Genomic DNA, 12507 nt, shown 5'->3' on the forward strand with positions numbered 1-12507 from the left:
ACTTGAGCCCGAAGTGCTAGTCGATGGCGTTAGCGCCATCGGCACTTACGTCATAACCGACCGAACCGCGAGCAAACTAGCCCTTGTATCGACAGTAGCTCCGGAATCACTCACAACACGTGAACCAGCTCGGCACAACGACAATGTCCCGAACGCCTTCACACGATGCCCGGTAGGCGACATGTACGTCGCCGCCCAAGACATACCGCGTCTCCGAGCACACCGAAACGAGTCTAGGCCGAGTGGAATACGACGGGATCGAATATGCAGCGTTACCAGTACCCTGGTGGAGGGACATCGACTGCACTGCGCGAATCCAGATCCGAATATGGGTGCACGGGACATCCAGTACCTCGGCAACCACGCCGTGACGCGGCTCTTCAGGAACGAGAGCCCGCGTCCTACCGACGACCGCTTCTGGTTGCGGTCGGCCTTGCGCGCTCGAAAGAGCGCGAGCGCGTGACGAACTTGATCCGACACTCCGCCATCGGTGCGCGCGGTGATGTCGTTGACGAGGTCGGATCTCGCTTCGTCGGCGATCGTGCGAGTCAACCGATGTCCTCACCTTGTCGGCGAGTCTGCGCCCACAACGGCCGAGTGTTCCAGAACTCGCCCATAACAATGGTTTTGACACATAGTTTTCGAGACGGGTTATGACACAGTTCGATCCTGGCCGAAGCCGGGGCCGGACGAATGCGCATGATCGTGTCTCGAAATCGTGCCGATGTGGGATGTCGTGAATGGATGTATGACCATGCCCCAGCGCCGTACCTGTGTCATTACGCCTGCGCGCGCAGCAATGCGATCACGGCACCGGACGTTGACCGTTCTCAATGCGCCGTTTGCGCACAGAAACCCGTCTTCTGAGATCTTCGGAAGTCGCCATCGCATATGAGAACCTGCGGTCCGCCGGATTGGCACGAGGCCAGGTGCTCCTAGTCGCTGTCATCGTCGAGTAGCAGGTCGACGAGAAGTAGTTCAACTCGGGCGTCGCCGTGCTCCTCTGGGAGGAGTGCGCGGCTCTGCAGTGCGGTTGGTGAAGAGAGCAGTTTGTATGTGACCTCCGTGCCGGCGATCGGAGCCGACGTGACCCACTCGTGGGTTGGACGCTTGGAGTCGTGGACCCCGATGATGAGCGAAAGCCTACGGATTTGCCGGATCTGGCCGGCAGTCGGCTTGGCTGTCTGGGGATAGGTGTTTCTGGAAACTAGCCCGGGATCGCCGATACATGTCACTGCTCCAGTGAGGACGAGGGAGCACGTGACCGGCGTGACGGTGCGTGCCAGGACGCTTAGTCGACCGGCGCGGACAGCAGCACTTCCCGGCTCGAAAGTGTGGTCAATCGTGGCTGGGATCGACCAATTGCCGGTGAGGTGCCCATATTCGGGCGATAGCCGGTCATTCCATGTGAGCAGCCATTGAATACGGTCGCCGAGGTCGAAGGGTCGGCATCGCGCGAGGGCCCTTGCATCGATTACTACGGGGATGTCGTTCATCGGTTTCTTCCTGCGGTGTGCTTAGCCGGGCCCGTCCCAAAACCTGATGCCCACAAATGCGACACAAGTAGCAGCAGTCCCAGATCGGGTCGAAGGTGAGACGCCAATGGGCTTTGTCCAGTTCTACAAACCACCCAGTTCAAGGAATCTCTCGACGACGAAGGGCCGGCCCGGGATCCCCCGCTGATTGCGACCAACTGTGGCTAGTTGCATTCGTCGCTGTCGCTGGTGATGCGGTCGTCGATGGTGGCGGCCCATGCCTCAAGGACGTCGGTGTGCAGGACGTCTTCCAGGCATGCCTTTGTTGCTCCGATGTAGGTGGAGGGGACATCGGAATTCGAAACAACGCACCACGCTCGGTCGGCAGGCCAGGCGAGGTTCGGCAGCAGACCGTGGAGCGTGTCCGCGATGCGCCGGATCGGGCCGCGAATGAGATAGCACCGGAACGATTCCCGGACCTCCAGACGCGGGACTGCGTCCGGTATGTCTTCGAAAGCGGTGTTGCCCTCCCAAAACGCGAAGTAGCAGTCATCAGGGGTTGAGGTGTGCTGGGCGAGGATTCCTTCGAGGGCGTCGAGCTGCTGTTCCCAGGCGAGGACGGGCGTAGCTGGCACGGGCCTGTCTGCGGAGTACAGCAGTCCCGTGGGTACCCGGTCGAGCATCGGTACCAACTGGATGCCGGCGTGCTCGATCGCGCCGGTGGCGCGGGCAAGGTCGGACCATCTCAGCCATCGGGTTCGACCGTTATCATCGACAGATTCCAGGGGATGAAGGATTCGCCCGTAAGCAGCGAAACCTCGTGGTACGAGCATCGATACCCGGTACGTGCGATCGGGCGCCAAGCCGTCGCGGATCCATTCGCCTGCGAAAACGTCGAGGCATAGATCCGAGTCCTGCCATTGCCCCTGCATTTCCTCAGTGTTCAGGTCGAACTGCACCCTTCAACTGGCCGAGTCGGTCTCCGCGCGGCGGCGGAATAGCAAAGTCGATCGGACGCGTCGATCTCTGCGATCATCAGAATCGCATCGACGGGTCACCGATGCGCGCGGGACAGTCCGAGCCCGTGCCACCGCGCGTAGGCAAGGATGACGCCATGGCCCATTTCGTTCCGTGGAGCGAGAGTTTGATCTGGCGACTGCCCATGGTCGACGACGGATCCGGATTCATCGACGGACCCGGCTTCGACCCTCCGGCCCCATGGACCCAGGCCCTCGTCGCAGTTGGCCGTGATCTTCGCTGCCTGCGGTACGGACGGTATGCGGACACCGATCGGCTCGTGTGGGACTTCGCGATCAACGACGACTACTACGTCTTGATCGGCTGGGGCGGCGCCGGCGGGCTCGGCGACTTCGGGATCGGTGGTGGGTTGTCGATGGACGTCACCTTCGGTGAAGCGGCAGCTTGGGTTGCAGAGATCGTCCAGGACAACCTCGCGGGATACGAGTTCGTCCAGTGGCCTAGCCGAGGTTGGCACGTCCTCGTGCCTCGACTCCGAGCAGGGGAACCGGTCTGGGTCAACCCCATGGCAATGTCACGATCAGCCCGGTCGGTGAGCTGTGTGAACACGCCGACCGATGGCCGGCTCCCTAGGTACTTAACGGGCTGGTGTTCTGTCGCGCTCGTCCGGTGCGCGGCCACGCCGACTACCGCTGGTGGGCGTGCGAAGTCGATGGGTGATCAGCCAAACTGTCCCAAAACTCAATGCCTGCAATAGGACACACGCTGGAGCAATCTCAGAACGGTCGTAGGAGGAACATCCGCAATGCGCGCATACGTATGCGACCAGTGACAGGATCAGCGGAATGCCGGTCGATCAAGATGAGGTTTGAGTCCGCCCGGATGCACGCCTTCCGAGAGCGCACCCGCTGGGCGAGCCACCAGGTCTCGCAGCTGACTTACCCGTGACCCACCGCACAGGGACATCCTGACTGCTCGGAGAAGCCGTCTCAAAACTCAATGCCCTGCCGCCGAGCGGGTTCGGCCGGTAGCCGGACTGCCGCGTGATCCAACCGGCGGACTGGCTTCGCGGCGACGGGTTGTCGACCGAATGCGACGGGTTCAGACTGAGGTTGGGACAGGAAAGCGGGGTTCGATGGAGTCCCACGACGTCGTCGTCATCGGTGGCGGGCAGGCCGGATTGGTTGCCAGTCACACGCTCACCGAGCGTGCGATCGACCATGTCGTGCTCGAGGGCGCGAGCGTCGCCGAGAGGTGGCGCAGCGCTCGGTGGGACTCGCTGCGGTTCCAGTTTCCGAACACCTACCTGGGGCTGCCCGGGATGGCCTTTGACGGCACGGAACCCGACGGATTCGCTCACCATCGCGAAGTTGTGCAGTGGCTGGAACGGTACGCAGACTGCGTCGGCGCACCGATCCGCGAGCAAACCCGCGTGACGTCGCTCGATCGGGACGGCGATCATTGGCGGGTGCGCACCGACGAAGGCGATATGCGCGCTCGCGTGGTGGTACTGGCAACCGGACCGTTCCAGGTACCGCGCCTACCGGATGCATGGAAAGCCTTGCCCAGCACCATTTTCCAGATCCACGCGATGGACTACCGGAGTCCGGAGTTGCTTCCCGACGGCGCGGTGCTCGTGGTCGGAAGCGGCGCATCGGGTGCGCAGATCACCGAGGAACTGCTCGGCGTGGGCCGCACGACCTACACCTGCGTGAGTCGCCACCGCCGCGTCCCACGGCGGTTCCTGGATCAGGACATCTTTACGTGGTTGGTTCAGATCGGAGTGATGGACCGTACCCGAGCGGACTGGGTCGACGGCCGGATGCCGCCCACTGTTCTCGTCACGGGCATCGGGGGCGGTCACGACATGAACCTGCGCACGCTCGAACAACAAGGCGCGACGCTCCTCGGGTCGTTGCGCGGCGTCTCCGACGGAGCGCTACGGCTGGCCGACGACGCCGACGCAATCCTGGATGCCGCGGATGCCATGTGCGACGAGACCATGCGCGCCGTCGGTCGGTACGCGACCGCCGAAGGCTTCGATGTGCCCATGCCGGAGCCTTCACCGCCACGGCATACACACATCTATCCCAGCAGCCTCTCCCTGGGCAACGCAGGGATCAGCACCGTGATCTGGGCGACCGGCTACTCCTTCGACTACGACTGGGTGCATGCGCCCTGCTTCGGTGTGGACGGGGAACCGATCCAGCAACGCGGCATCGGGCAGGTCGAAGGCCTGTACTTCCTTGGGCTGCACTGGATGCACACCTTCAAATCCGGCACGTTTTTCGGCGTCGGCGCGGACGCGGCCCATATCGTCGATCACCTTGTCGAACACGCACTCGTCGATAAGCGAACGCCCTCAGCCGCTTCATAAAGCGGGTCGCGCGACGGGCGGTTCGCCTGAGCCGAAATCGACCTGCTGATCCAAGTTCTGCCGTGTTCGGGAAGCCGGCGGTTCCTGTCCGATTCCCCAAACGGTCCGCGCCAACCAGCCTCGCGGTACGAACCCACAAAGACGCGTCAAAGAGCATCGCGCATCAGACGCATCGCCGCGACATCGAAAATCGGTCGAGTCTCCGACGCCGCACCTCAGTCAATGACTGTGAATTGGCGTGCTGTCAGCCCCGCACTGGGTGACGCCTTGTGCCGGGCATGCCGGCGCGCCTAGTGACATTCGGTGTCAGGAGGGCGGATCGGCACCGCGCACTCCCGTCCTGCACAGACGAATCGCCTGATCTCGATTCGCGGTCGAGCACTCCGACGACATCGCCTCGCGCAACGGCTCCTCGCCGATTATCTCAGCGGTGCTATCACTGATTGCTACGGTCGCGACATGAGCCAACACGGACGGTATGCCGACGGCCGCAGCTACACGCTCCCTGACTCGTGGACGCCTGTCTCTGCCGCGTTGCTCGAAACAACGCTCGCAAAGGCCCTCACTGCGCTGGCCGGCGACTCGTCGACACAACGCCTCAGCTACTTCTACAACCCGAGTGGCGAGTACGCCGGCACCAGCTTCCTCGACGCTGGTCGCAATTCAGAGTCTTCGATCGAGGCGGACGATCTCTATGCCGTGAGTCGCCTCAGCATCACCGTGTCCAACCGACAGGGGCGATGTCTCCTCGAGCCAGGGCCCGCTCGCCAACGAGCCAACACGATCCTGGCATCACTACCATCGACACTCGCCATCACCGATGACCTCGACGCGGCGGTGCTAGAGCGGATGTGGGAACTCCACAACCATTTCCGAACACTGCTCTCCACCGGCACAAAGGACTCAAATCACTGGGTATTCGCAGCCAAACTTTGCGCACGCAAACGACCGCACCTCTTCCCCGTCAGGGACAGTCAGGTGTGCGGATACCTTTCGGGATGGAAGGCACTGGGCGCCGGTCCGGACAGACTCGGCCGGTTCGCCACCGACATCCAGGTCTTCGCGTACCTGATGACGCACGAGGCGGTCAGCTCATTGCTCACCGACCTCCGTAGCAGCGCGAATGAAGCGCAGTTGCGGATCGATCGCGGGCCCCTCCGTCTCCTGGACGCCGCGCTTTGGACCCAAGCCATTGAATCCAGTAGCCGATCCACATAATCTCGTGGGTGTCGGCACCAGGCGTGGTTGGACATGAGAGGCGTTGCGCAGCAGGCACTTCGAGAGTCTATTCCAGCGCGACGCGGTCAAGGAAATCTGTCCGGAGTTACTGTTTCACGGCCATGCGCTCGCCGGAGGTAAAGGGACTCGAGGTCGGGCGACGAGCGCTGCGACAGCGCCGGAGAACATGATGCGCGGATACTTTGTCGCCCAAAATTGGCGACGACCGAGGCGCACAATGCTCGTATGGCTGGCAATCGCATCGCGCTGGTACTCGGCAGCGGAGGTGCCCGTGGATACGCGCATATCGGAGTGATCACCGAACTGAAAGAGCGCGGCTACCAGATCGTCGGGATTGCCGGATCGTCGATGGGTGCACTGGTCGGTGGCTTGGAGGCCGCCGGTAAGCTCGACGACTTCGCAGGGTGGGCAATGTCGTTGACGCAGCGCTCGGTGCTGCGTCTGCTGGATCCGTCGATCACCGCCGCGGGTGTGCTGCGGGCAGCGAAAATTCTCGACGCGGTACGCGACATCTTGGGCGACGTCACGATCGAGGACCTGCCGATCCCATATACGGCGGTCGCCACGGATCTGATCGCGGGCAAGTCGGTGTGGCTGCAACGCGGCCCGGTCGACGCCGCGATCCGGGCATCCATCGCGATTCCGGGATTCATCACCCCGCATGTCCTCGACGGTCGTCTTCTCGCCGACGGCGGCATCCTCGATCCACTGCCGATGGCGCCGATCGCGTCCGTGAACGCCGACCTCACCATCGCGGTCAGCCTGAGCGGAAGCGAAGTCGGCGGCCACCACGAGGAAACCGAAGCCGAACCCGGCGCGAGCGCCGAATGGTTGACGAAGATGTGGCGCAGCACGACTTCGCTGCTCGACACGAATGCGACGCGGTCACTGCTCGACACGCCGACAGGGCGGACCATGTTGAGCCGGTTCGGAATTGCACAGGAAGACACCGAGGAAACCGAGTCGGCGAGCGAGGACGAACTCACCGACAGCGCGGACGAAGAGTCGATACCCAAAATGGGCAGCTTCGAGGTGATGAACCGCACCATCGACATCGCCCAGGCCGCGCTCGCCCGCCACACGTTGGCGGCCTACCCACCCGACCTGTTGATCGAGGTGCCCCGAACTGTTTGCCGCAGCCTGGAATTCCATCGCGCCGCCGAGGTCATCGATATCGGCCACGAGTTGGCCGCGCAGGCCGTCAAGGCCCTGCAAGCCTGATCAACCCCGCCCCTCAGGCACGCCTGGTCGATCGCGGCCGATCGCCGCGAAATATGCCGCCTACGACGCGACGAGCAAAAGTGGCGCGGCCGCGTTCGAGGCGGATGTAGTACTCGGGGCTCACGCCGGCCAACAGTGCGACCTCTTCGCGCCGCAGGCCTTTCACCCGGCGTCGGGTACCGGTCACCCGAATCCCGGCGTCGGAGGGGGAGACCCGGTCACGGCGCGTGCTGAGGAATTCGCGGATCGCGGTGCGTGCTGCCTCCTTCTCGTCCATGGTGTCGAGCCTAGATGCCGGCAGCACACTCGAGGGGTCACTGCGAATACCCCTCTCGGCAGGATCTGTCTCGACTACGCGACACGGTGTTGGCTGGAGCCAGGGAACATCGAGGCCGGGTCACCTTGCCCTCGGCGGGCCGAGGTGGCCGTCCCTGTCATCACCAACGTCGATCGGAGTCGAACGATGAAGCATGTATCTCTCGGAGACCTTCGGGTATCCCGGATCGGGCTCGGTGCCATGACCATGGCCGGGACCTACACAACCGGTGGAGGCTTGGACGACGACGAGTCGATCCGCACCATCCACCGCGCATTGGACCTGGGCGTCACCCACATCGACACCGCCGAGATCTACGGTCCCTTCCACAGCGAAGAGCTCGTCGGCCGGGCGATCGCCGGCCGCCGCGACGAGGTCGTCGTCGCCACGAAGTTCGGCCTGGTCTCGCATTCCGGTGGTGGTCCAGGCGTGACCGACAGCAGCGCGGCGAATGTGAAGGCTGCGGTCGAGGGTTCCCTCAAACGCTTGGGCACCGACCGGATCGACCTCTACTACCAGCATCGCGTGGACCCCGACACCCCGATCGAGGAGACCGTCGGCGCGCTGGCCGAGCTGGTCGCCGAGGGCAAGGTGCTGCACATCGGGCTGTCCGAAGCAGCACCGCAGACGATCCGCCGCGCCCACGCGGTACACCCGGTGACAGCGCTGCAGACCGAGTACTCGCTCTGGACCCGTGACCCCGAGGACGAACTCCTGCCTTTGCTGCGTGAGCTCGGCATCGGCTTCGTGCCCTACTCCCCTCTGGGACATGGATTCCTCACCGGGCAGCTCCGCTCGCACGCCGACATTCCCGACGACGACTGGCGCAAGACCAATCCGCGATTCGTCGGGGAAGCCTTCGACCAGAACCTGCGCTTGGTGGACGAGGTCCGTGCGGTCGGGGACGAGGTCGGCGCCACCCCCGCCCAAGTCGCCCTGGCCTGGCTGCTGGCCCAGGGCACCGATATCGCCCCGATCCCCGGCACCCGCCGAGTCGCCCGCGTCGAAGAAAACACCGCCGCCGACGCCGTCGTCCTCACCACCGACCAGATCGCGCGGCTCGACCGGCTGACCCCGGCCGTCGGTGCCCGCCACGACGAGACGAACATGGCCAGCATCGACCACTGACCATCACCCCTACCACCACCTGCGGCAGGTCGGCCTCGACGAGGCAACCGTGACCGAGCGCCAGGTGACAGGGAGAGCCACCCGGGGCACTACCTATTTCGGGATTATCCATCGAAATCAACCGCACGCTGGACGATGCAAACGCGCGCCTGTCGTGAGGACCTTGGCGCCAATTCTCGGCCTCGAACCGGACCAGATCCCGGTAGCGCCGCACCTCCGGCAGCCGTTCGCCCCTTTCTCACGCCGGAATCGCATCCGTCCTGCGCGCCCAGTCACGATGCTGAGCAAGCGATGTCACGAACTCCTCGATGAACTGGTCGGGCAGGTCGTCCTGTGCCGCCGTGCTGCTGATGACGCCATTACTCGCCGTCACACCGGTGTCGTCGGCAAGTTCCTCGGTGACGCCGGCGGTACGCAGCAGATCGACGCCCTTGCCGAACGCGCCGACGGCCTTGGCGTGTTTGTAGGCCTCGGCGACGAAGTGCACCGCGTACCCATCCGACGAAAGCGTGGGGACCGAGTCCGGGCCGCACGGCACGATTACCGCGTCGTAGAGCACGGATGCCGTCGTGTTCAAGACTCGGTCGACAGCGAGTTCGCCGCCCGAGCCACCCGACAGTGTTCCGCCGTGCGGTGCAAGGATTTCGACGATCGCACCGCGGTTCGTCAATGCGGACCGAACCTTCTCGATCCCCTTGACGTCGACACCGTCCGCGGCGAGCACCGCGATCTTGCGCGTCGCGATGCTCTCCGTCGTGAGGTTCAGCTGGGAGAGCGCGGGAGACGTCGTGGTCTCCGGGGTTGGCTCGGCGTCCGGCAACTGCAGTCCGAGTTGTTGCCCAACCCGTTCGGCAAGATCACGATCCACTCGATTGAGTTGCGCGAGAACCGCACTGCGGATCTCCACCGTCTCCACCTTGCCGAGTTCGAACGAGAACGCGGCCACGATGTGTTCGGCCTCGACCTCGGACATACTGCGCCAGAACAACGCCGGCTGGCTGTAGTAGTTCTTGAAGCTCTCGCTGCGCTTACGGATTGTCTCGCCGTCCAGGCGCTGGGTGTAGTGGCGGAAAACGCCTTCGTCGGCGATCGCTGGGCAGCCGCCACCGAGCGTGTTCTTGTGGTAGCTCGTGCGTCCCTGGTGAATCTTCTGCTGGCTGTAGCCGTCGTACTGGTTGGTGCGCACGTCGGCCACCGGTCGATTGACCGGCAGCTGAGCGAAATTCGGCCCACCGAGCCGGATCAGCTGGGTGTCGAGGTAGGAGAAGTTGCGGAATTGCAGCAGCGGGTCGTTGGTGAAATCGATCCCCGGCACCACGTTCGCGGTGTGGAACGCGACCTGCTCGGTCTCGGCGAAGAAATTGTCCGGGTTCCGGTCCAGCACCATCTTGCCCACCGGGCGCACCGGAACCTGCTCCTCCGGAATGATCTTGGTCGCGTCGAGCAGGTCGAAGTCGAAATCGAACTCGTTCTCCTCGGGGACGAGTTGCACACCCAACTCCCACTCCGGGTAATCGCCGGCCTCGATGGTTTCCCACAGGTCGCGGCGGTTGAAATCGGGATCCTTGCCCGCCACCTTCTGGCATTCGTCCCATACCAGCGAGTGCACGCCGAGCTTCGGCGTCCAGTGGAACTTCACGAACGTTCCCTTGCCGTCGGCAGTGACGAGCCGGAAGGTGTGCACGCCGAAGCCCTGCATCATCCGATAGCTACGCGGCAGCGCACGATCCGACATCAGCCACATGATCGCGTGCAGAGTTTCCGGTTGCAGCGCCACGAAGTCCCACAGGGTGTCGTGAGCGGACGCGGCCTGCGGAATCTCGTTGTGCGGCTCGGGTTTCACCGCATGCACGAAATCGGGGAACTTGATGCCGTCCTGAATGAAGAACACCGGCATGTTGTTGCCGACAAGGTCGTAGTTGCCCTCGTCGGTGTAGAACTTGGTCGCGAAGCCGCGCACATCTCGCACGGTGTCCGCCGACCCTCGCGATCCGGCGACGGTGGAGAAACGGACGAACACCGGGGTCTGCTTGCCGGGCGTCGTGAGAAACTTCGCCGCGGTGAACGCCGCGAGCGAATCGTCGTAGGGCTCGAAGTACCCGTACGCACCGGCGCCGCGCGCATGCACGACACGCTCGGGAATCCGCTCATGATCGAAATGGGTGATCTTCTCGCGCGCGTGGAAATCCTCGAGCAGCGTCGGCCCGCGTTCGCCGACCGAGAGGGCGTCGTCGGTGTGATCGACGCGCACGCCCTGCTGGGTGGTCAGATAACCCTCGTCTCGTTTGACGCGGGCGCTGTCGAGTTGGGCGTGCTTGGCGTTGTCGTGGCCGTTCTGTGCCATTGAGCTCATGCCTTCCCGTTGGTCGTCGCCGACGCTTTCATTCGGCGTACCCCTGGGGGGCGTCACCAAACGGTTGAGTGTGAGCGGTCGCGGTCGTCGGACTTGTGGTGAAGGCGTTCTGAACACCACGTGAAATCCGGCCACGGGGTGTTAGTCCCGAGCGACCTCGGGTAGCCGATCGGCGTAAGGCACAACCGGTCCACCACGAAAGGGAACACAGTGGCAGACGAGAACAGTGGCCCCAGCGAAGGCATCAAGGGCGTCGTCGAGGGCGCCAAAGGCAAGGTGAAGGAAGCCGCCGGTGCCATCACTGGTCAAGACGATCTGGCCCGCGAAGGTCGCGCCCAGCAGGACAAGGCCGAGTCTCAGCGCGAGGTCGCGCAGAAGGAAGCCGAAGCCGAGAAGGCGCGCGGCGAAGCGAAGGTCGACGAGGAACGGCAAAAGTCGCACCAGCGGTAAGCACCGCGCCGGCGCAATGAGGTCGGCGATAGTGCCGACCACAGGGCCGGCCCCGGATGACGCGGGGCCGGCCCTGTTTGTGTCGGTCGGCGGCAGCGGCCATGGGCGTCGCCGGGTGCAATTCGTCAGTCGGCGCGTGCGGCCCGGATGACCGACTGCGCCACATTGCGCACCGCACCCCGCCCTGTGTCGTGCCGCGCTCGTGGGCAGCGTGCGCGTGACCGTGCAGCGCGAGCATCGGGCAGCGCTCCTCGATCGGTTCGCCGCGCAGGTATGAACCGAGGAACGGACAGATTTTGCTGGCAGATCGCGGTGGCGTCCGTCGTTGACCGGTCGATAGTGCCTCGAGATCGGGCAAAGGCCGATGACGAACGCCGCGACATTATCGATCGAGCCGTGGTCCGGTTGACCCGCAAGGCCGCGAAGTGATGGGGATTCGTCTGCGCGGTGCCGAGTATCGGAAACTCACACGAACCCCGACGCCGGAGGACCCACTGTGACGACGCAGCCGCGCCCGGTATCACCGACACAGCGCCTGGGTCATCCCCTGCTGCGACGGGAACGGTTCGATCCACGTGTGTGCCACCGCGCAGCGGGTACTCCCCCGGGCATGAATGTTGCCGCTCTGGTCCGCACCGGTCGGACGCGATGAGGACGCGATGAGGACGCGATGAGGACGCGATGAGGACGCGATGAGGACGACCGTACCGACGGGTGTCGTCATCGTCGTTCCCGCCCGAAACGAGGCCGATACGTTGCCGGCGTGCCTGGCATCGCTGCAGCGGGCGCGAGCGCACGCGCAGGTGCCGACGCGGATCGTGGTGGTACTCGACGATTCGACCGACGCATCGGCCTCGATGACCGCGGGTGAAGAGGTGGTGACGGTACGGTGCCGCAACGTCGGCGCCGCCCGCGCCGCGGGTTTCGAGTACGCGGGAGCCACCGATCCGGATGCACTGCTGTTGTGCAC

At 64.1% G+C, this 12507-nt stretch carries 10 protein-coding genes and 1 pseudogene; 7 read left to right on the forward strand and 4 right to left on the reverse strand.

The features are described from left to right. Positions 1–935: 935 nt before the first annotated feature. Entirely contained in the window at positions 936–1496 is a 561-nt protein-coding gene (locus A8G08_RS14655) for a hypothetical protein (protein ID WP_068275306.1), read from the reverse strand. Between the two features lie 203 nt (positions 1497–1699). Continuing rightward, a complete protein-coding gene (locus A8G08_RS14660; protein WP_157108585.1) occupies positions 1700–2407 on the reverse strand; it encodes a hypothetical protein in 708 nt (235 codons plus the stop codon). A 182-nt stretch (positions 2408–2589) separates the two neighbouring features. Between A8G08_RS14660 and A8G08_RS14665 the strand changes: the two genes are divergently transcribed. The 4 genes from A8G08_RS14665 to A8G08_RS14680 all read left to right on the forward strand — a co-directional run bounded on the left by A8G08_RS14665 (position 2590) and on the right by A8G08_RS14680 (position 7290). Continuing rightward, positions 2590–3210 carry a hypothetical protein gene (locus A8G08_RS14665; RefSeq protein ID WP_245672837.1) on the forward strand — a complete coding sequence of 207 codons (621 nt, stop codon included), beginning with the start codon at positions 2590–2592 and terminating at the stop codon, positions 3208–3210. 378 nt (positions 3211–3588) lie between these two features. Then, a complete protein-coding gene (locus tag A8G08_RS14670) occupies positions 3589–4830 on the forward strand; it encodes a flavin-containing monooxygenase (RefSeq protein ID WP_068275312.1) in 1242 nt (413 codons plus the stop codon). A gap of 459 nt (positions 4831–5289) precedes the next feature. Then, a complete protein-coding gene (locus A8G08_RS14675; RefSeq protein ID WP_068275314.1) occupies positions 5290–6048 on the forward strand; it encodes a DUF6308 family protein in 759 nt (252 codons plus the stop codon). A gap of 246 nt (positions 6049–6294) precedes the next feature. After that, a complete protein-coding gene (locus tag A8G08_RS14680; protein WP_068275317.1) occupies positions 6295–7290 on the forward strand; it encodes a patatin-like phospholipase family protein in 996 nt (331 codons plus the stop codon). Between the two features lie 88 nt (positions 7291–7378). Here A8G08_RS14680 and A8G08_RS14685 read toward each other — a convergent pair. Further along, positions 7379–7567 (reverse strand): annotated as a pseudogene (locus tag A8G08_RS14685) (transcriptional regulator); the annotation flags it as partial. 186 nt (positions 7568–7753) lie between these two features. Between A8G08_RS14685 and A8G08_RS14690 the strand changes: the two are divergent. Continuing rightward, the gene (locus A8G08_RS14690) at positions 7754–8734 is read left to right on the forward strand and encodes an aldo/keto reductase (protein WP_068275326.1); all 981 of its coding nucleotides are present in this window, start codon (positions 7754–7756) and stop codon (positions 8732–8734) included. 238 nt (positions 8735–8972) lie between these two features. On the opposite strand, the gene A8G08_RS14695 is transcribed toward A8G08_RS14690, so the two are convergent. Beyond that, the gene (locus A8G08_RS14695) at positions 8973–11078 is read right to left on the reverse strand and encodes a catalase (protein ID WP_068275320.1); all 2106 of its coding nucleotides are present in this window, start codon (positions 11076–11078) and stop codon (positions 8973–8975) included. Positions 11079–11297: 219 nt separating this feature from the next. On the opposite strand from A8G08_RS14695, the gene mbp1 reads away from it, so the two are divergent. Together mbp1 and A8G08_RS14705 are read left to right on the forward strand one after the other, a co-directional pair. Continuing rightward, complete coding sequence (gene mbp1, locus A8G08_RS14700) at positions 11298–11537, forward strand: microaggregate-binding protein 1 (protein WP_068275323.1); 240 nt, start codon at positions 11298–11300, stop codon at positions 11535–11537. Positions 11538–12229: 692 nt separating this feature from the next. Beyond that, on the forward strand, positions 12230–12507 hold a 278-nt coding region (locus A8G08_RS14705), incomplete at its 3' end, for a glycosyltransferase family 2 protein (protein ID WP_157108586.1).

The sequence above is a fragment of the Aldersonia kunmingensis genome (assembly GCF_001646865.1).
In the GTDB taxonomy this organism is placed as follows: Bacteria; Actinomycetota; Actinomycetes; order Mycobacteriales; family Mycobacteriaceae; genus Aldersonia; species Aldersonia kunmingensis.

Excerpts from the sequence above, each read along its gene's own strand:
- A8G08_RS14655 (WP_068275306.1), bottom strand. The coding sequence starts at position 1,496 with ATGAACGACATCCCCGTAGTAATCGATGCAAGGGCCCTCGCGCGATGC.
- A8G08_RS14660 (WP_157108585.1), bottom strand. The coding sequence starts at position 2,407 with ATGCAGGGGCAATGGCAGGACTCGGATCTATGCCTCGACGTTTTCGCA.
- A8G08_RS14665 (WP_245672837.1), top strand. The coding sequence starts at position 2,590 with ATGGCCCATTTCGTTCCGTGGAGCGAGAGTTTGATCTGGCGACTGCCC.
- A8G08_RS14670 (WP_068275312.1), top strand. The coding sequence starts at position 3,589 with ATGGAGTCCCACGACGTCGTCGTCATCGGTGGCGGGCAGGCCGGATTG.
- A8G08_RS14675 (WP_068275314.1), top strand. The coding sequence starts at position 5,290 with ATGAGCCAACACGGACGGTATGCCGACGGCCGCAGCTACACGCTCCCT.
- A8G08_RS14680 (WP_068275317.1), top strand. The coding sequence starts at position 6,295 with ATGGCTGGCAATCGCATCGCGCTGGTACTCGGCAGCGGAGGTGCCCGT.
- A8G08_RS14690 (WP_068275326.1), top strand. The coding sequence starts at position 7,754 with ATGAAGCATGTATCTCTCGGAGACCTTCGGGTATCCCGGATCGGGCTC.
- A8G08_RS14695 (WP_068275320.1), bottom strand. The coding sequence starts at position 11,078 with ATGGCACAGAACGGCCACGACAACGCCAAGCACGCCCAACTCGACAGC.